Annotated in this window: 17 protein-coding genes and 1 tRNA gene; 11 read left to right on the top strand and 7 right to left on the bottom strand. The window is 50.2% G+C overall.

Annotated elements, in window-relative coordinates; translation table 11 throughout:
• The first annotated feature begins 25 nt into the window (after window positions 1-25).
• Window positions 26-100 (top strand) — tRNA-Gln (locus CRO03_RS10815).
• Window positions 101-316: 216 nt separating this feature from the next.
• Here CRO03_RS10815 and CRO03_RS10810 read toward each other — a convergent pair.
• The gene (locus CRO03_RS10810; RefSeq protein WP_097111636.1) at window positions 317-1501 is read right to left on the bottom strand and encodes an FAD-dependent oxidoreductase; all 1185 of its coding nucleotides are present in this window, start codon (window positions 1499-1501) and stop codon (window positions 317-319) included.
• Window positions 1502-1719: 218 nt separating this feature from the next.
• Here CRO03_RS10810 and CRO03_RS10805 point away from each other — a divergent pair, with 218 nt between their 5' ends.
• The 4 genes from CRO03_RS10805 (at window position 1720) to ppiC (ending at window position 4897) form a co-directional block, all read left to right on the top strand.
• Window positions 1720-2352: a peroxiredoxin-like family protein gene (locus tag CRO03_RS10805; RefSeq protein ID WP_097111635.1), complete on the top strand. Its 633-nt coding sequence runs from the start codon at window positions 1720-1722 to the stop codon at window positions 2350-2352.
• 125 nt (window positions 2353-2477) lie between these two features.
• The gene (gene aguB / locus CRO03_RS10800; protein WP_097111634.1) at window positions 2478-3365 is read left to right on the top strand and encodes an N-carbamoylputrescine amidase; all 888 of its coding nucleotides are present in this window, start codon (window positions 2478-2480) and stop codon (window positions 3363-3365) included.
• Window positions 3362-4474 (top strand): agmatine deiminase, encoded by a 1113-nt coding sequence (gene aguA, locus CRO03_RS10795; protein WP_097111633.1) that lies wholly within the window; start codon window positions 3362-3364, stop codon window positions 4472-4474. The genes aguB and aguA overlap by 4 nt, the downstream gene beginning before the upstream one ends.
• A gap of 144 nt (window positions 4475-4618) precedes the next feature.
• On the top strand, window positions 4619-4897 hold the full coding sequence (ppiC, locus tag CRO03_RS10790) for a peptidylprolyl isomerase PpiC (RefSeq protein WP_097111632.1): 279 nt from the start codon (window positions 4619-4621) through the stop codon (window positions 4895-4897).
• Window positions 4898-4953: 56 nt separating this feature from the next.
• On the opposite strand, the gene CRO03_RS10785 is transcribed toward ppiC, so the two are convergent.
• The 5 genes from CRO03_RS10785 to CRO03_RS10765 all read right to left on the bottom strand — a co-directional run bounded on the left by CRO03_RS10785 (window position 4954) and on the right by CRO03_RS10765 (window position 8229).
• Window positions 4954-5277 (bottom strand): type II toxin-antitoxin system RelE/ParE family toxin, encoded by a 324-nt coding sequence (locus tag CRO03_RS10785; protein WP_097111631.1) that lies wholly within the window; start codon window positions 5275-5277, stop codon window positions 4954-4956.
• Window positions 5277-5525: a type II toxin-antitoxin system ParD family antitoxin gene (locus CRO03_RS10780; protein WP_097111630.1), complete on the bottom strand. Its 249-nt coding sequence runs from the start codon at window positions 5523-5525 to the stop codon at window positions 5277-5279. Before CRO03_RS10780 ends, CRO03_RS10785 begins: the two co-directional genes overlap by 1 nt.
• A gap of 169 nt (window positions 5526-5694) precedes the next feature.
• Window positions 5695-6432, bottom strand: a complete 738-nt coding sequence (locus tag CRO03_RS10775) for an RES family NAD+ phosphorylase (protein ID WP_212682403.1) — start codon at window positions 6430-6432, stop codon at window positions 5695-5697.
• Window positions 6426-6824: an antitoxin Xre-like helix-turn-helix domain-containing protein gene (locus CRO03_RS10770; protein ID WP_097111629.1), complete on the bottom strand. Its 399-nt coding sequence runs from the start codon at window positions 6822-6824 to the stop codon at window positions 6426-6428. The genes CRO03_RS10775 and CRO03_RS10770 overlap by 7 nt, the downstream gene beginning before the upstream one ends.
• Window positions 6825-6957: 133 nt before the next feature.
• Window positions 6958-8229, bottom strand: a complete 1272-nt coding sequence (locus CRO03_RS10765) for a DEAD/DEAH box helicase (protein WP_097111628.1) — start codon at window positions 8227-8229, stop codon at window positions 6958-6960.
• A 90-nt stretch (window positions 8230-8319) separates the two neighbouring features.
• On the opposite strand from CRO03_RS10765, the gene CRO03_RS10760 reads away from it, so the two are divergent.
• From CRO03_RS10760 to CRO03_RS10735, 6 genes are all read left to right on the top strand, one after another.
• A complete protein-coding gene (locus tag CRO03_RS10760; RefSeq protein ID WP_170948993.1) occupies window positions 8320-8580 on the top strand; it encodes a GIY-YIG nuclease family protein in 261 nt (86 codons plus the stop codon).
• Window positions 8580-9482, top strand: coding sequence for an AEC family transporter (locus tag CRO03_RS10755; RefSeq protein ID WP_097111626.1), 903 nt, complete (start codon window positions 8580-8582; stop codon window positions 9480-9482). The genes CRO03_RS10760 and CRO03_RS10755 overlap by 1 nt, the downstream gene beginning before the upstream one ends.
• A 32-nt stretch (window positions 9483-9514) precedes the next feature.
• Complete coding sequence (locus tag CRO03_RS10750; RefSeq protein WP_097111625.1) at window positions 9515-10825, top strand: mechanosensitive ion channel family protein; 1311 nt, start codon at window positions 9515-9517, stop codon at window positions 10823-10825.
• Window positions 10826-11644 carry an NAD-dependent epimerase/dehydratase family protein gene (locus CRO03_RS10745; protein WP_097111624.1) on the top strand — a complete coding sequence of 273 codons (819 nt, stop codon included), beginning with the start codon at window positions 10826-10828 and terminating at the stop codon, window positions 11642-11644.
• Window positions 11645-11763: 119 nt separating this feature from the next.
• Window positions 11764-13107: a DUF4397 domain-containing protein gene (locus tag CRO03_RS10740; protein WP_097111623.1), complete on the top strand. Its 1344-nt coding sequence runs from the start codon at window positions 11764-11766 to the stop codon at window positions 13105-13107.
• Window positions 13108-13245: 138 nt separating this feature from the next.
• Entirely contained in the window at window positions 13246-14004 is a 759-nt protein-coding gene (locus CRO03_RS10735; protein ID WP_097111622.1) for a type 2 periplasmic-binding domain-containing protein, read from the top strand.
• 39 nt (window positions 14005-14043) lie between these two features.
• Here CRO03_RS10735 and acnA read toward each other — a convergent pair whose 3' ends face one another.
• On the bottom strand, window positions 14044-16761 hold the full coding sequence (acnA, locus tag CRO03_RS10730) for an aconitate hydratase AcnA (RefSeq protein ID WP_097111621.1): 2718 nt from the start codon (window positions 16759-16761) through the stop codon (window positions 14044-14046).
• Window positions 16762-16830 lie beyond the last annotated feature (69 nt).

Here is a 16830-nt window from a genome sequence, read left to right as displayed (position 1 = left end):
TTACCTGAACTGCCATCCACCTTTTAGGGGCGTAGCCAAGCGGTAAGGCAGCGGGTTTTGATCCCGCCATGCCCAGGTTCGAATCCTGGCGCCCCTGCCATATTTTGAAAACCCAGCCCAGGCTGGGTTTTTGCTTTTAGTCTTCATTAAAAATGGCCGTCACGGAGATGCGAGGTTGGAACCCTGTAGCGCACAGCCACAGAGTGTCTGAGTGGACGCGCAGCGTTCGCGAGTTGCTGTGGCGAGCACAACAGGCGTTGCAACCGGAGTATACTAAGCCAAAAGAGTTCTAACCTATCGTGATAGAACTTCTTAGTTATTCGCTTCCAACTGCATAGCGGGCAACCAGGGTTTTCAGCATGCTACTGCGCGAGGCAACAGTCAGGGCCAGCTGGCGCAGGTTGCGCAGCGGGGCGATATCATTGCCAAACAGCTGATAAAAGCCATCCATAGTACTCATCATCAGTAAATTAGCCGGCTTACGTTTGCGCTGATAGCGGCTTAGCAATACAGCACTACCAATATCCTGCTGTTGCTGGTGAGCGCTGTTAATCAGTTCTGTCAGCAGCTTTGCATCGGCAAAGCCGAGGTTTACCCCCTGGCCCGCTAACGGGTTAATGGTGTGGGCGGCATCACCTGCCAACACGACTCTGCCTGAGTAATAACTGTTGGCATCCATCCGCGCTAACGGAAACCAGCTGCTACTCACAACCTCTACCTCACCCAACTGAGCAGGAAAAGCCTTTAGCAACTCCCGGGTAAGTTGCTCAGGCTTAAGGGCTGCCAGCTGTTTTACCCGTGGCGCATCTTCATACCAGACTATCGACCCCTGCTGCCCTGACAGTGGTAAAAACGCTTTCGGGCCAGTTGGCGTAAATTGCTGCCAGGTGACATCCTGTTGTGGATAAGGCGTATTGACCAGTGCCACTAAACAGGCTTGCTGATACTGCCAGCCATTAGTGCCTATGCCGGCTAACTGGCGCAATTGCGAGTTGCCACCATCAGCAGCGATGACTAACTTGCTTTCAAGCTGCTCACCGCTATCTAAAGTGAGCAAGGCACTGTCATAAGTTTGACTCAGCGTTGCAACCGAAGCCGGACAAAACAGTGTCAGATTAGCCGGGAATTGCTGCCACAATGCCAGCTGCAATAAATTATTCTCAACAATATGGCCAAGATGGCTGCGTTTTATATCTGCCGCCGCAAAGGTAACCACACTTTGCGGCTGTTCAAATGCCTGTAGCCGCTGATAGGGGCACAACCGCATTTGTTGCAATGTCTGCCAGGCGCCAAGGCTGCTTAACCAGGCTTCACTTGCCAGGTTAATTGACGATACCCGCAAATCCGGCGCACTGTTTGGGTCAAATTCCACAGGGGCCTGCTTTTCAATCAACGCCACTTGTAAACCAGCCTGGCTAAGGCTCAGCGCAATAGCGGCGCCAACCATGCCGCCGCCAACGACACTGATATCAAATTGCTGTACCGGGGTGTTACTGCTCATGACAGGTAACCTTCTCTGTGCTTTGCTTGCATGTACTACTATCTATTCTACGCCAGTAAGCGCCGGCTTGTCCGCAACAGCGGCCAGAAAACCATAACGCGATTTTACCGTGGACTGAAAGTAAACCTGTACTACGCCGGTCTGTGTTGCAGTGCTTTCTATACACAACAGATAATTACTGCAGTATCAACCATTGTCACGACTAACAGGAAAACCCTATGAAACTCTATCAAATCGCTGTTATCGCCAGCTTGTTCAGCATCAAACTTATGGCAGCCCCCGCTATTGCTCCTTCGCCGGAACAGGTAACCCCGTTACTGAATGGCCTGGCCATTCCTGACGTGACCCTGACAACAGCTGACAACACTGCGGTCGACTTGAACCAACTGGTAAAGAAGCAACCCAGCGTTCTGGTATTTTACCGGGGTGGCTGGTGCCCTTATTGCAACGCCCAGTTAGCCGCGCTGCGCACTATTGAACCGGCGCTGACCGAGCTGGGCTATCAGATCATCGCCATTACCCCGGACAGCGTCGGGTCAATCAGCAAGAGCATCAACGACACCGGCGGTCAGCGTTTGAATTACCTGTTGCTGTCAGACAACCAATTTAAAGCCAGTAGTGCCTTTGGTCTGGCCTACTATCTGGACGATGAAACGGCGGCCATTTACAAAGGAAAATTGGGACGTCTGATTACCACCGAAGCCGGTACTGAGAAGGTGGTATTGCCGGTACCTGCGGTCTATATCCTGAATACTGACGGCGAAGTTGTTTTTAATTATGTGCATATTAATTATAAAACCCGGCTAGAAAGCGAATTGCTGTTAAAGGCTGCTGAACTGGCGCTGCAATAACCACTTTTATTTCTGATAAAAAGCGTTGACGACAGCACAAAAATACGGCATTTTGCGCGCCCTGTTTGGCAAGTATTCTTATGAATGCTAGCCTGTTGGTTTAAACCTTCTGCTGGAGATAACTGATGCGTAATGTAACCGTTGCTGCGACTCAAATGGTGGGCGGCTGGAATGTTGAAGAAAACATTGCCCGTGGCGAAAAGCTGGTGCGCGATGCGGCCGCTAAAGGCGCCCAGGTCATTCTGCTGCAGGAGCTGTTTGAACGTAATTACTTTTGCCAGAAGCAAAAGCCGGCTTACCTGGAATTTGCCACCACGGTAGAGGAAAACCCGGCGGTTAAGCATTTCGCTAAAATTGCCAAAGAGCTTAATGTGGTGTTGCCAATCAGTATCTACGAGCGAGCCGGTAACTGCCTGTATAACAGTGTAGTGATTATCGACGCCGATGGTGAAAACCTGGGCACCTACCGCAAAAGCCATATTCCGGATGGCCCGGGTTACAGCGAAAAGTATTATTTCACCCCGGGTGATACCGGTTTTAAGGTATGGCAAACCCGCTACGCCAAAATTGGCGTGGGCATTTGCTGGGATCAATGGTTTCCGGAGTGCGCCCGCAGCATGGCACTAATGGGGGCTGAGTTGCTGTTTTACCCCACTGCTATTGGCAGCGAGCCACATGATGCCACGATTAATTCACGGGATCACTGGCAGCGCACCCAGCAGGGTCATGCCGCAGCTAATTTAATGCCACTGATTGCGTCCAACCGGATTGGAACTGAAACCGAAGGCGACTTCCATATCACCTTTTATGGTAGCTCCTTTATTGCTGATGCCACCGGCGCTAAAGTGCAGGAAGCGGGGGAAACCGACGAGGCTGTGCTGGTACACACCTTCGATTTAGACAAAGTGGCCGCAGATCGCCGGGCCTGGGGCCTGTTCCGCGACCGTCGTATCGACATTTATGACACCATCCTGACCAAAGACGGCAAAGTTAACCCGGAGAACAGCAAGTGAGCCGCTTACTGCCAACCACACCTAAACATGATGGTTTTAGCATGCCAGCCGAATGGGCAGCGCATAAACAAACCTGGATGGTCTGGCCGGAGCGTACCGACAGCTGGCGGATGGGTGCCAAGCCGGCCCAGCAGGCTTTTTGCGCGGTTATTGCCGCCATAGCCCGCTTTGAGCCGGTAACGGTTGGGGTGTCGGCTGCGCAATATGCCAATGCCGAAGCCCAGCTGAGCAAAGCTGGCGCACTGTATCCGGTACGGGTGGTAGAAATATCCAATAATGACGCCTGGTGCCGCGACACCGGCCCGACTTTTGTTACGAATGGCAAAGGCGAAGTGCGTGGTATCGACTGGACCTTCAATGCCTGGGGTGGCCTGAATGGTGGTTTGTATTTCCCGTGGCAATTTGATGATCAGGTCGCCAGTAAAATTCTGGGTATTGAGCACCTGCCCCGCTACCGCACCGAGGGCTTTGTGCTGGAAGGCGGCGCAATTCACGTTGATGGCGAAGGTACCTTGTTAACCACCGAAGAGTGTTTACTTAATACCAACCGCAACCCGCATTTAAGCCGCGAGCAGATTGAAGAAATACTGACGCAGTATTTGGGGATCAGCAAAGTATTGTGGTTAAAAGAAGGTATTTTTAACGACGAAACTGATGGTCACGTTGATAACATGGCCTGCTTTGTAAAACCCGGCGAAGTGGTATTAGCCTGGACTGACGATCAAAATGACCCGCAGTATGCGCGCAGCAAAGCGGCCCTGGATTATTTAGAAGCCAGCATGGACGCCAAAGGCCGCAAAATTAAAGTGCATAAACTGCCGCTGCCAAAGCCAATAATTGCCAATGCCGATGAATACGCTACGGTAGATGCTACCTTAAGCGCTATTCCGCGCGAGGCAAATGCCCGGCTGGCCGGTTCTTACATCAACTTTTATTTGTGTAATGGCGGCCTGGTAATGCCAACCTTTGACGACCCAAATGATAAAGTTGCCGCTGAAATATTACAGCAGCTATATCCGGATCATCAGGTTGTTACCGTGCCTGGCCGGGAAATTTTACTGGGCGGTGGTAATATTCACTGTATTACCCAGCAGCAGCCTGCTGGTTAACTCTGCGGAAAGGGTGTAGCTGCGATTGCAACACCCGCCCCGGCTCGCCACAGCAACTCGCGAGTGTCTGCGCACTCGCTCAGACACTCTGTGTCGACCGAAACGGGGTTCCAATCTTCGCTTTTAACTATCAAGGAAATGACAATGTCTAAAGCCTGCGCCTTACATATCTTAGTTAAAACCCGGGAAGAAGCCGAAAAACTGAAACAGCAATTAGCAAAAGGCGCCGATTTCGGCAAATTAGCTAAGCAACACTCGCTCTGTCCGTCAGGCAAAAAAGGTGGCGATTTAGGCGAGTTTCGCAAAGGCCAGATGGTTAAAGCCTTTGATGATGTCGTATTTAAACTGGCGGTGTTAGAAGTACATGGCCCGGTGAAAACCCAGTTTGGTTTTCACCTGATTAAAACGTTGTATCGCAGTTAAGCTTGCGGCAATCTGTCGTCACTAAAAGGCGTTTTCATACCCGGCAAAATGCGCAGTTAACTACCAGAAATATCCGGAAAATAACTGATGATATCCATTTCCTTATGGGGCACACCAATAACCTCAATTCCGCTATCACCTATCAGGTAAAATATCACATGCTGCCCCTGAGGATAACTGTAGTAGCCTTGCTGAAGATCCGCTCTGTGCTTGCCAAGCAATGGCTTTTCAGCAAGCCAGGCAAAACGTCGTTCAATATCTTTTAAATAGGTGTTACGTTGCTCCCTACCCCAGGTTTTTTCAGTGTATCGGCCGATATTTTTCAAGTCATCCCTGGCTCGCGGGGTAACCCGGTAGTGTATTCGGGGTGTTTTTGTCATCAGGATCCGGCATCCAAATCTTTAATCAGCGAATCCATCGTGAAACTATCGACAAACTCACCATTGCGGGCCTGAGCCGCGCCCTCAGCTAAATGCGCTCGCAAGGCTTCTACTTTACTCTTACGTTCCTCCATGGCTCTTAGCGCATCGCGCACCACCTCACTGGCAGAGCCGTAGCGGCCGCTGGCTATTTCATTCTTAATAAACACTTCCCAATGTTCACCCAGGCTCAAACTTGTAGTTGCCATTACCCTTACCAACCAAAATATTCAAAATTAACAAATATGAATATAGTTTGCGTCATTGATCAAAGCAAGCTAAAAAGGGGTCGGAGACAATTAAAGACACGCTAAGTTAACCCTTTTTATTTCAGTGTATTGTAAAGGAAAGGCGATTATTAACTCCGACCCCTTTTTTCTAACTGCAGCTGACAATCTGGTTAATAGCGCTGATTTTGCCGTTTTGCCAGATCATTTCATAGTGTGCATGTTGCACCATCTGCGTAACATACTTTGGGCTGAACAAGCCCCAGCACAGCGCTCCCTGGTTTCGCACCGAGTTATATTGCACGCCGGCACTGCCCTGCAGCCGTAAGTTACCGCCCAGCGCCCTGGCAGCAGTGTAGTCCTCTGAGTGGTAAATGGCATGCTGTGGCGATAGGCTGGTCAGATCGCTCAGGCTGACATCAGCAAATTCGCAGCTGAGCGCCCGAAATACGAAACGCTCATACGAAAGCTCTGGCACCCGGCTCCAGTACCGGTTCTGATGATAGGCAACCTCGTTGATAGCAGTTTGTACATTCTCTGCCAGATACAGCACGCCGAAACGGCCGTCAGAAAAACGGCTGCCCGCCGGGTTAACATGGGTGAAAGGTGCTACTGCATAAGAGCAGCCGGCAATACCAAAGGGGATCTCAGTGCGGGGCAGTAAACTTAAATTCCCCGCCAGCGCCTGTAACCGGGGGTTGGTTAATGCCTGCAACTCAAATAAGGTATCAAATTCATCGGCATCGGCGACATCGTCAAACACCGACACCGGCGGAAATTTTGAATTAATCAGCCGATAGCTTTGTTGGCGTAGCAGCTTTACCTGCTCGAAGTCATCCGGTTTGGTACTTACGTTCGCTATGGACTTTGCTTCTGACTTTGTTACCACATGCCACCGCGCAGCGCATCGATATGTTTGAAGGTCTCATACAATGCGGCAAACTGACCACTGCTGACAATCTGTAGTGGGCTTTTACCATTAAAATACGGGTTATGATTTGGCAGCGCCATAAACCCATACAGGTTTTGCGGATTATCAAATAGCAACCGCAGGCTACTGTGTATGTTCAATAGATAGCTTATCCGCTCTATCTGGTCCTGGGTTAAGCTGGCGCAATAGGGATCGTTGCGGTATTTATAATAGGCCGCTTTAGAGATTTGTAAAATACGCTGTATTTGCTCGGGCGAGCATTGCCATTTATCCAGAATAGTAAATACCGTTTTAAGCCCTGTGCCAGCGGCTTGCCGTTGGCTTTGCCTGTCTAGCTGTAATGCCTGCATAACAACCTCGTGCCTGCTTAAATTACAATCAATGTAGACCAATTATAAATAAAAGTCCACACGAAGACCATTCAGCGCATAAAAAAGCAGACGAAAAGTCTGCTCTTTGGCCTGTTGCATGACTTGCTTAACGTTATGCCTTACCCAGTGCCTTTGCTCTAAGCTTAGCTTTTAACTTACCCTGCGCCTGGCGTTTGGCGGCACCATCGTTGCGCCCGGGCCGCTGGCCTGGTGTGCGGGCAATGACTTCGTTCGGTGCTTTATAACTTGGGTCGTGCTCGTAACCTGGCAGCACTTCAGTGCTTAACACTTGCTGAGTTAACTTTTCAATCTCCTGCAAGGCACCTGCATCCTCCGGCGTTACCAGGGTTACCGCAATACCACTCATGCCGGCGCGGCCGGTGCGGCCTATTCGGTGCACATAGTCTTCGGCGATTTGTGGTAAATCGTAGTTAACCACATAAGGCAACTCACTGATATCGAGGCCACGGGCGGCGATATCAGTCGCCACTAACACCCGTACCGAACCCGCTTTAAAATCGGCTAAGGCTTTGGTGCGGGCGCCCTGGCTCTTGTCGCCATGAATAGCCGCGGTTTTTAAACCGTCTTTCTGCAATTGTTTGGCTAAGCGGTCAGCGCCGTGCTTGGTGCGGACAAACACCAGCACCTGTGGCCAGTTACGGGCGCCAATTAAATGCGACAGCATCTCCCGCTTACGGTGTTTATCGACCAGATACACCTGCTGGCTTACCCGATCGGCAGTGGCGTTGGCAGCGGCCACTTCCACCAGTACCGGGCTGTCTAACAATTCATCGGCCAGTTGCTTAATGTCGTTAGAATAAGTGGCCGAAAATAACAAGGTTTGTCTCTTGGCCGGCAGCTTGGCCATGATCCGTTTAATGTCTACCACGAACCCCATATCCAGCATGCGGTCGGCTTCATCCAGTACCAGCACTTCCAGCTGGCTTAAATCGATAGTTTGCTGATGCAAATGATCAATCAACCGCCCCGGTGTCGCCACCAGAATATCCAGCCCCAGCTCTGCGTCATCATACTGCGGCCGGATCGACACGCCGCCGTAAAACACTGCACTGCGGCAACTGACATGACGACTGTAAGTCAGCACACTGTCATGCACCTGCTGCGCCAGCTCACGGGTCGGGGTAAGTACTAAAACTCTTACCTGACCGGCAGTTAACACTTTCGGCGCATTGAGCAAGTGCTGCAGCAGTGGTAAAGTAAACGCTGCAGTTTTACCGGTGCCGGTTTGCGCTCCGGCCAGCACATCTTTACCGGAGCGAATAAGCGGAATACTGTGTTGTTGCACGGGTGTAGCCTCGGTATAACCCTGCTCGGTTAATACCCGTAAAATAGGCTCTGCCAGCCCTAAAGATTGAAACGACATTTGTGATCCTGACTGCGCCGGCGTCAGGAAGGCACCGGCTAATTAAAGTGCGATTATAACAGAAGCACGCAAAACAAGATATTCAGCACCATGACAGCAATACCCTGGTTTCTCTATATGATACGCACCGCTACTGGCCAGTTGTATACAGGTATTAGCACCGATCCGGCGCGGCGATTGCGCCAGCATAATGGTGAGCTGCGCGGTGGTGCCAAGGCGTTGCGCGGCAAGGGCCCCTTAAAACTGGTTTACCAGCAAGCGATGGCAGACCGGGCAACAGCCAGTAAAGCAGAATATCAGCTTAAACAACTTTCAAAAGCTGCAAAAGAGCAGCGGATAAGCGAGCAGTAATGGATAATTTTTACCTGGTACTGGCGTATCTGGTTATCGGCTTTGGCTTGCGCCGGCTGCCGGCGATGCCGGAAAATAGCGGTATCGTGCTGAATATCTATGTGCTTTATGTGGCATTGCCAGCACTGATTTTAAAAAACGTACCGCTACTGCAGTTTTCCAGCGAGTTACTGATCCCGGCACTCACTCCCTGGTTACTGCTGCTTGCGGTAGTCGCCGCAGTGCTATTGTTAAGTAAATTATTTGGCTGGTCGCGGGAAGTCACCGGCGCCCTGCTGATTGTGTTGCCGCTTGGTAATACCTCATTTTTGGGCTTTCCGATGACTCAGGCCTTGTTTGGCAGCGATGCCATGCCTTACGCCGTAGTGTATGACCAGGTTGGTTCTTTTATTGCCCTGGCTACCTACGTCACGATAGTGGCAGCCATTTACAGTCCGCAAATCAGCAAACCGACAGCGAAAAGCATCATCATTAAAATTGTCAGCTTTCCATCTTTTATTGCGCTTGCAGCAGGACTGCTACTAAGAAACGTTAGTTTCCCGCCTTTGGCCGATGCCCTGATTAACAACCTTGCCGCTACTTTGGTGCCGGTGGTGATGATTGCGGTTGGTTTTCAGCTAAGCTTTCGGTTTAGTAGAAGTGAAATATCACCCTTGGTATCAGCACTGACTATTAAATTGCTGATGATGCCTCTACTGGCCTGGGCTATCTGGCGCGGCCTTGGTCAAAGTGGTCTGGCGGTTGATATCAGTATTTTTCAGGCAGCAATGCCGCCAATGATCTCTGCCGGCGCTATCGCTATTATGGCTGGCCTGGCCCCCAGACTGGTAAGTGGTATTATCGGTTTTGGAATACTGATCGGGCTGGTAAGCTTGCCGGTAGTATTTTTGTTATTGCACTAGTTTTTGCTCTAGTCACTGCCTTAAGGATAGTTATGGAAAAGTTTAATGAAATCAGTGCTGCCATGTTAGTTCAGGTACAACAATTTGATTTCTGGTGGCAATTACTGGCACTGGCAGCAGCACTAATACTGGCTTCGTTAACTAACCGCCGTTTACAGCGCTTAATGGAGCGACAGAATACCCAGGATACCGGCTTGCGCCATCTGGCGGTGCGCAGTATTCAGCGCTTGCTTTGGCCGTTGACCGCACTGGCCGTATTGATACCGGCGAAAATACTATTTGAGTTAAATGGTCTGCCTGTGCAAATTCTGGCTGTAGCGGTCCCGGTGCTGGTGGCGCTGGCAGTGATCCGACTGGCGGTGTATATCCTGCGTAAAGCTTTTAATGTCAGCCCGCTGTTAAAATCATCTGAAAACCTGCTGGCAGGTATTATCTGGATCGGCGTGCTGCTGCATCTTGCCGGCTGGTTACCCGGTTTACTGGCCGTATTGGATAGCCGGGCCATGACAGTAGGTGAAACTCGAATTTCAGTGCTGGCTGTGTTCAAACTGGTGTTTATGGTCGCCCTGGCGTTTACCCTGGCGATCTGGCTGGCAGACCTTATCAGCCAGCGGGTGCAGCGCTCAGCTCATATCAGCCCGAGTATGCAGGTCGGTTTTGCCAAGTTCAGTAAGTTTATTTTAATTACTATCGCTTTTCTGGTGGCACTAAATGCAGTAGGCATTAATTTAAGTTCGCTGGCAGTATTTGGCGGGGCACTTGGCGTGGGTCTTGGCTTTGGCTTGCAACGCATTGCCTCTAACTTTATCAGCGGTTTTATTCTGGTATTCGACCGCTCTATTAAACCGGGCGATATTATTACCGTCGGCGAAAACTTTGGCTGGGTTGAGCAATTAAATGCCCGCTATGTGGTCGTGCGTAACCGCGAGGGAGTTGATACGTTAATCCCTAATGAGAATCTGATTACCTCTGAAGTCATCAACTGGAGCTACGCCGATACTAATGTCCGGATGATTATCAAAGTGCAAATTAGTTATGATGATGACCCGGAACAGGCGTTAGCATTAATGCTGGAATGCGCCAAAGTCTCGCCAAGAGTGCTGGACGAGCCAATGCCAACAGTGCGTCTGATGGAATTTGCCGACAGTGGCATCGCGCTGGAATTACGGGTTTGGATAACTGATATGGAAAAAGGTACAGCAGAAATCCGCTCGGCCATTAACCTGGCTATCTGGCGGGCTTTTAAGCAAAACAAGATCACTATCCCCTATCCACAGCGTGATTTACATATTAAATCAGGTTGGCCGACTGCGCCTGAACAGCTGACTAAAGATGCGGATTAAATGACAAATATCTTATTGGTCGGCCTTGGTGATCTCGGGTCAATAATTGCGTCAGAGGCTCTGCAACAAGGGATGACGGTGCAAGCAATGCGCCGTCAAGCCAAAGGTTTGCCAGGGGTTAAGCTGATCCGGCACGATGCAACGAGCCCCTGGCCCGTTATATCAGATAACATAACAGATGTTGTCCTGTGCGTTGCGCCGGACAGCCGCACTGATGAAGCCTACCGGCAGGCCTATCTGGTTATTGGCGAGCAAGCGTTATGCTGGCTTAGCAAACAGCCTGTGCTACCTCATGTCTGGTTGGTGTCTTCCACCAGTGTTTACGGCCAGCAGCACGGCGAATGGGTTGATGAAGACAGCCCGCGTTTACCCGAACGCAGCACAGCGAAAATTCTGGTCGCCGCAGAAGATCGCTGGCTGCAAAGTGGCCTGCCCTGCACTATGCTGCGTCCGGCAGGCTTGTATGGTCCTGGTAGGGACATGATGTTGCGTATCGCTAAAAACGCTCAGCACATTGTCGAAAAGCAACCGGTTTATACCAATCGGATTGAAATATCAGACTGTGCCCGCGCTATCGTCCATTTAATAATGCGCCGACAGCAGGGTCTCGGTACAGAAAATGCCTACAATCTTACCGATCTGAACCCGGCCCGGTACAGTGACGTTATTCAGTTCCTGCAACAACAACTGCAAATTGCTGCCGATCAGCCACACGTTGTTCAGCGCGGAAGTAAAAGAGTCAGTGTCCGGCGCTTGCAGCAAACTGGTTTCAGCTGGCAATACCCTGATTATAAGACGGGCTATCTGGCAATGTTGTAACGGCTTACTGCATTGTGTAATTAAGCGTAACCAACTGTTTGCAATAGTAAAGCACCATAGCTATCCCGCTACTAATTCCTTAGGCTGTGCCGGTTTAACTCACCAGCATGGAACCTGATATGAAAACATCTTTATCGATATTGTTGTCGTCATTTACCCCGGTAGTTGCCCGCAGCCTGACTCTCGGTGCAGCGTTAACCCTTGCCGCATGTGGCAGCAGCAGCGACGAGCCGGAACAAAGTAAAAGTTATGTTCAGTTTTACAATGGCGCGACAGCTACTGCCAACCCTACTTTTAAATTAGATGATACCAGTATCAGCAGTGCAAGCTTTGCTGAGGCCAGCAATGTTATCAGTGTCGATACCGCCGACTATACCCTGGACGTCACCGAAACGGGCAGCAACAGCCCGCTGCTCAGTGACGAAATCAGCCTGAGTCAGGATCAGAAGCATCTGTTTATTATGACCAGTGCCGACGAGCAATTCGATTATCTGAGCCTGAGTTTTGCGCGGGAGAAAGAACTGGAAGACCAGTTTGACCTGTATCTGACCAATTTAGCCGCCAGCCAGCCGCAGTTGGACATTTACCTGAGCGAGGCGACTGAAAGCTTTGCAGACGCCACCCTGCTAGACAGCGTAACGCTGCACGAAATCAGCAACGACGCCAGTCGCAATGCCACTGGTAAATACAATGTCTACCTGGCCGAGGCGGGCGCCGATGCACCACTGTTTGTTGGCAAAAACCTCGATTTTAGCTTTGAAAATACCTATGTACTGGTGGTGCGCGACCAACACGGCCCTATTGCAGAGCAATTAGCGGTAGATGTGATCTTAAACTCAAGCAGTGTTGCCCATTATGCGCATCAGGACGCTCAGGCTCAGTTCCGGCTGTATAACAGCCTGACACAACCGGTTCAGGTTGCGCTTGATAACAGTAACATTGCCAGTCTGGCCACAGCTGAGCTGGGTACTTACTATCAACTGGCAAAAGGCGATTACAGTTTGTCAGTGCGCGATACAAATGACCAGTTATTACTCAATAGCGCCTTACTAACCGCGGCTGCCGGCGAAAGCCAGTTGGTGCTGCTATACCAGAACGAGAATAATCAGCTGGAAGCGCTGGCCATCAAAGAAAGCGACAAACCGCAAATTCAGGCAAACGATGTTATTGTCAGCAACTTAGTCGCTGACTTCAGCAGGCTGAATATTTATTTTATCCGCGAGGATGAAACCATTGCTACTGCCAGGCACAATATTAAAAACCTGGAGTTTAAAAAACAGCACAGCCTGAATCTGCCAAAAGACTACTATGCCATCGCTCTGGTGCATGTCGCTGAAAACGGTAGCACTACCCTGCTGGATAAAACCGATAGTCTGATGCTGCAAGCCGATGCCCGTTACCTGCTTACTGCAGAACAGGACGACTCAGCCCCTTCGGGTTACCGTGTTAATCTGACATTCTGATTTTATAATTTTCTTATTTTCCAGCCTGCCCCCGGAAATAATCCGGGGGTGTCACCAAAAAGCTGACAATCTGCTTTTTTTAGTAAATACTTAGCAGTTTACCGAACTCATTTTTATAGTAAGGTTTACTCAGCATTTATGGCTTCACTAAAAGCAGTAGTCCAGGTTTTACTAATAGCCAGTGTTACAACGATCTCAGCGACAACGGTTGCCAAACCGCAAAAACTACAGGGAGGCGTCGTCCAGTCATTTCCGGGGATCAGTGTTGTCAACGGCAAGGTGCAGCCAGAGCCAGCCTATGGCCATGCCGAAATCATTGCATGCATTGAGGATGAATTGAATGCCCGGATTGAGTGGCAAAGCCTGCCGACAGACCGCTTGTTAAAACTCACCCACGAAAATCAGTTAGATTTAATCTATCCGATGGGCTTTACCTCAGAGCGTAACAGTTACCTGCAGGCCAGTGTCTGGCTGACTAAAGATGACGATTACTTTGTATTCAAGACTACAACGATACAGCAAGCGACCCTGCAGGATGAGCAGCTTAAAAGCCGGCCTGTTGGAGTAAAGCGTGGCTCACCGCAACTGCACTATCTGCAAAGCAATGGTTTTCAACATGTGCATCAGGTGTACGAATATCAGCAGTTGTTGCCTTTACTTAACATGGACCGGGTTGACATGCTGGCCGTTCCACAACCACTGGCTGAGCAACTGCAGGCTGAAATGAAAGCCGATCCGATGACCGGTAATTTGCAGCTTTATAATTACTATACCCGTGATGCGGGTTTTTATCTGTCACCAGATTTCGCCCGGACTACGTTAGACAAAACGAACAAAGCCGTGATTCAATGTCGTCAGCATACTAAAACAACCACTGCCATTAAACAAAAAAGCTGACAATGTGTCAGCTTTTTGGCATTTAAGCGGCTTTAATGCTCAGGCACTGCCGATCATCCGCCGCAACACATAATGTAAAATACCGCCGTGCTGGTAGTATGCCAGTTCGTTTCCGGTATCAATACGACACAGCATATCAATTTTTTGCTGATCACCGTCCGGGTAAGTAATCATTACCTGCACTTTCTGCTTTGGCTTTAAGTTATTCAGGCCAGTGATAGTAAAGGTTTCAGCTCCGGTAAGTTGCAAATGCTTACGATCAACGCCAGCCAGAAATTGCAGCGGCAACACGCCCATACCAATTAAGTTAGAACGGTGGATCCGCTCATACGACTCAGCCAGCACGGCTCTTACCCCGAGCAATAACGTTCCTTTGGCAGCCCAGTCGCGGGATGAGCCTGTACCGTATTCCTTGCCAGCCACAACCACCAACGGCGTTTTCTGCTGACGGTAGCGCTCTGCCGCATCATAAATATCCATTTGTTCAGCAGACGGCTGGTGCAGCGTTACTCCCCCCTCAGTGCCAGGCACCATTTCATTGCGAATACGCACATTGGCAAAGGTGCCCCGCACCATAACCTCATGGTTACCCCGGCGTGAGCCATAAGAGTTAAAGTCAGCCTGACTTATGCCCAGCTCTTTCAGATAACGTCCCGCCGGACTACTGGCTTTTATGCTGCCTGCCGGTGAAATATGATCTGTGGTAACCGAATCCCCCAGTAGTGCAAGCACCCTGGCTTGATTAATATCCTGTACCGGCTCAGGCTCGCGCCCCATGCCCTGGAAAAAACTGGGTTGCCGAATATAGCTCGACTCGGGCCAGGTATAAGTTTTGTCCTTTGGCACGTCAATCGCTTGCCAGGTATCATCGCCACTGAACACATCGGCATATTCACTTTTAAACATGCTGCTCTGTACTTTAGCTACTTCGTTGGCAATTTCCTGATTACTGGGCCAGATATCTTTAAGATATACCGGATTACCCGCTTTATCTTTACCAACCGGCTCTTCGCTCAAATCAATATTAACAGTGCCCGCCAATGCAAACGCCACGACCAGTGGCGGTGAAGCCAGCCAGTTAGATTGCACCAGCGGATGAATACGCCCTTCGAAATTCCGATTGCCTGACAACACCGCAGAGACATTCAGATTATTAGCACTGATCGCCTGTTCCAATTGCTTCGCTAACGGCCCGGAGTTACCAATACAAGTGGTACAACCATAACCAACCAGATGGAAGCCCAGTTGTTCTAACGGTTGCATCAGACCGGCTTTCTCAAGATAGCGACTGACTACCTTAGAGCCAGGCGCCAGAGAACTCTTCACCCAGGGCTTGCGGGTCAGCCCCTTTGCCAAAGCATTTTTAGCCAGTAAACCGGCCGCCATTAAGACACTTGGGTTAGAGGTATTAGTACAGGATGTAATAGCAGCAATAACGACAGCATGGTGATCAAGTTTAATTCTCTGACCATCCAGCTCCAGATGATCGTCATGATCTTCCGGCTGAGGTTGCCCTCCCCCTTCATCAACCATTTTTGCTTCGCGTTCTGCGGCGGCTTTTAATTCCAGCGCCAGAATATCATCACAGTGCTGCTTCAACGCTGGCAGGCTGACTTTGTCCTGCGGCCTTTTCGGACCGGCCAGTGATGGCACAACTTTCGATAAATCCAGGTGTAAAACATCAGTATATGTGGCTTTATGGCCGGGCTTGCGCCACAGGCCCTGCGCCTGACAATAGGCTTTAACCCGGGCAATTACCTGCTCATCACGGCCGGTTAATGCCATATAGTCCAGGGTAATCTGGTCGACCGGGAAAAAGCCACAGGTTGCACCATACTCCGGTGCCATATTAGCGATAGTGGCGCGGTCAGCCAGACTCAGATGGTCCAGGCCGTCACCAAAAAATTCAACAAATTTACCCACAACACCGTGCTTGCGCAGCAACTCGGTGACGGTTAACACTAAATCGGTCGCGGTAATTCCGGCAGCTAGTTTACCGGTAAACTCCAACCCGACCACTTCCGGAATTAACATCGATACTGGCTGGCCCAGCATGGCGGCTTCGGCTTCAATACCACCTACACCCCAACCCAAAACACCCAGCGCATTAATCATCGTGGTGTGAGAATCAGTACCAACCAACGTATCAGGGTAGGCCTCTGTGCCACTATCTGTGTCCTTAGCCCAGACACTTTGCCCCAGGTACTCCAGGTTCACCTGATGGCAGATACCGGTACCCGGCGGCACCACTTTAAAGTTGGCGAAGGCCTGCTGGCCCCAACGTAAAAAAGTATAGCGCTCAAAGTTGCGCTCCATTTCAATGGCTACATTCTGTTTAAACGCCTCATCGCTGGCGAAATGGTCAACCATAACCGAGTGGTCAATCACCAGATCAACCGGTGACAGTGGGTTAATTTTCTGCGGGTCTTCTCCGAGCTCAGCGACCGCGGCACGCATTGCCGCTAAATCAACAACGGCAGGTACGCCGGTAAAGTCCTGCATTAGTACCCGCGCTGGTCTGAAGGCAATTTCCCGGTCGGCATGACCATGCTTCTGCCAGTCAATCAGTGCCTGAATATCTTGTTCGGTTACCGTATCAGCATCAAGATTACGCAGCAGGTTTTCCAGCAACACTTTTAAACTGAAAGGTAAACGGTCAACGGTGCCATGCTTGGTTGCAGCCTTCGCTAAACTGAAGATATGGTAGTCCTTATCGGCAACAGTCAGTTTATCGGCATAGGGGTTGGTCTGGCTCATAACATTCCTCGTTGATTACGTATTCTCCAAGTGTAGTGCATCGGGGCGCAGATGCGAAAATGCAAGCCA

The organism is Arsukibacterium tuosuense, assembly GCF_900215315.1.
Lineage (GTDB): Bacteria > Pseudomonadota > Gammaproteobacteria > Enterobacterales > Alteromonadaceae > Alishewanella > Alishewanella tuosuense.
This window is presented reverse-complemented; position numbering and strand designations above follow the sequence as displayed.

Excerpts from the sequence above, each read along its gene's own strand:
- CRO03_RS10810 (WP_097111636.1), bottom strand. The coding sequence starts at position 1,501 with ATGAGCAGTAACACCCCGGTACAGCAATTTGATATCAGTGTCGTTGGC.
- CRO03_RS10805 (WP_097111635.1), top strand. The coding sequence starts at position 1,720 with ATGAAACTCTATCAAATCGCTGTTATCGCCAGCTTGTTCAGCATCAAA.
- aguB (WP_097111634.1), top strand. The coding sequence starts at position 2,478 with ATGCGTAATGTAACCGTTGCTGCGACTCAAATGGTGGGCGGCTGGAAT.
- ppiC (WP_097111632.1), top strand. The coding sequence starts at position 4,619 with ATGTCTAAAGCCTGCGCCTTACATATCTTAGTTAAAACCCGGGAAGAA.
- CRO03_RS10785 (WP_097111631.1), bottom strand. The coding sequence starts at position 5,277 with ATGACAAAAACACCCCGAATACACTACCGGGTTACCCCGCGAGCCAGG.
- CRO03_RS10780 (WP_097111630.1), bottom strand. The coding sequence starts at position 5,525 with ATGGCAACTACAAGTTTGAGCCTGGGTGAACATTGGGAAGTGTTTATT.
- CRO03_RS10770 (WP_097111629.1), bottom strand. The coding sequence starts at position 6,824 with ATGCAGGCATTACAGCTAGACAGGCAAAGCCAACGGCAAGCCGCTGGC.
- CRO03_RS10765 (WP_097111628.1), bottom strand. The coding sequence starts at position 8,229 with ATGTCGTTTCAATCTTTAGGGCTGGCAGAGCCTATTTTACGGGTATTA.
- CRO03_RS10760 (WP_170948993.1), top strand. The coding sequence starts at position 8,320 with ATGACAGCAATACCCTGGTTTCTCTATATGATACGCACCGCTACTGGC.
- CRO03_RS10755 (WP_097111626.1), top strand. The coding sequence starts at position 8,580 with ATGGATAATTTTTACCTGGTACTGGCGTATCTGGTTATCGGCTTTGGC.
- CRO03_RS10750 (WP_097111625.1), top strand. The coding sequence starts at position 9,515 with ATGGAAAAGTTTAATGAAATCAGTGCTGCCATGTTAGTTCAGGTACAA.
- CRO03_RS10745 (WP_097111624.1), top strand. The coding sequence starts at position 10,826 with ATGACAAATATCTTATTGGTCGGCCTTGGTGATCTCGGGTCAATAATT.
- CRO03_RS10740 (WP_097111623.1), top strand. The coding sequence starts at position 11,764 with ATGAAAACATCTTTATCGATATTGTTGTCGTCATTTACCCCGGTAGTT.
- CRO03_RS10735 (WP_097111622.1), top strand. The coding sequence starts at position 13,246 with ATGGCTTCACTAAAAGCAGTAGTCCAGGTTTTACTAATAGCCAGTGTT.
- acnA (WP_097111621.1), bottom strand. The coding sequence starts at position 16,761 with ATGAGCCAGACCAACCCCTATGCCGATAAACTGACTGTTGCCGATAAG.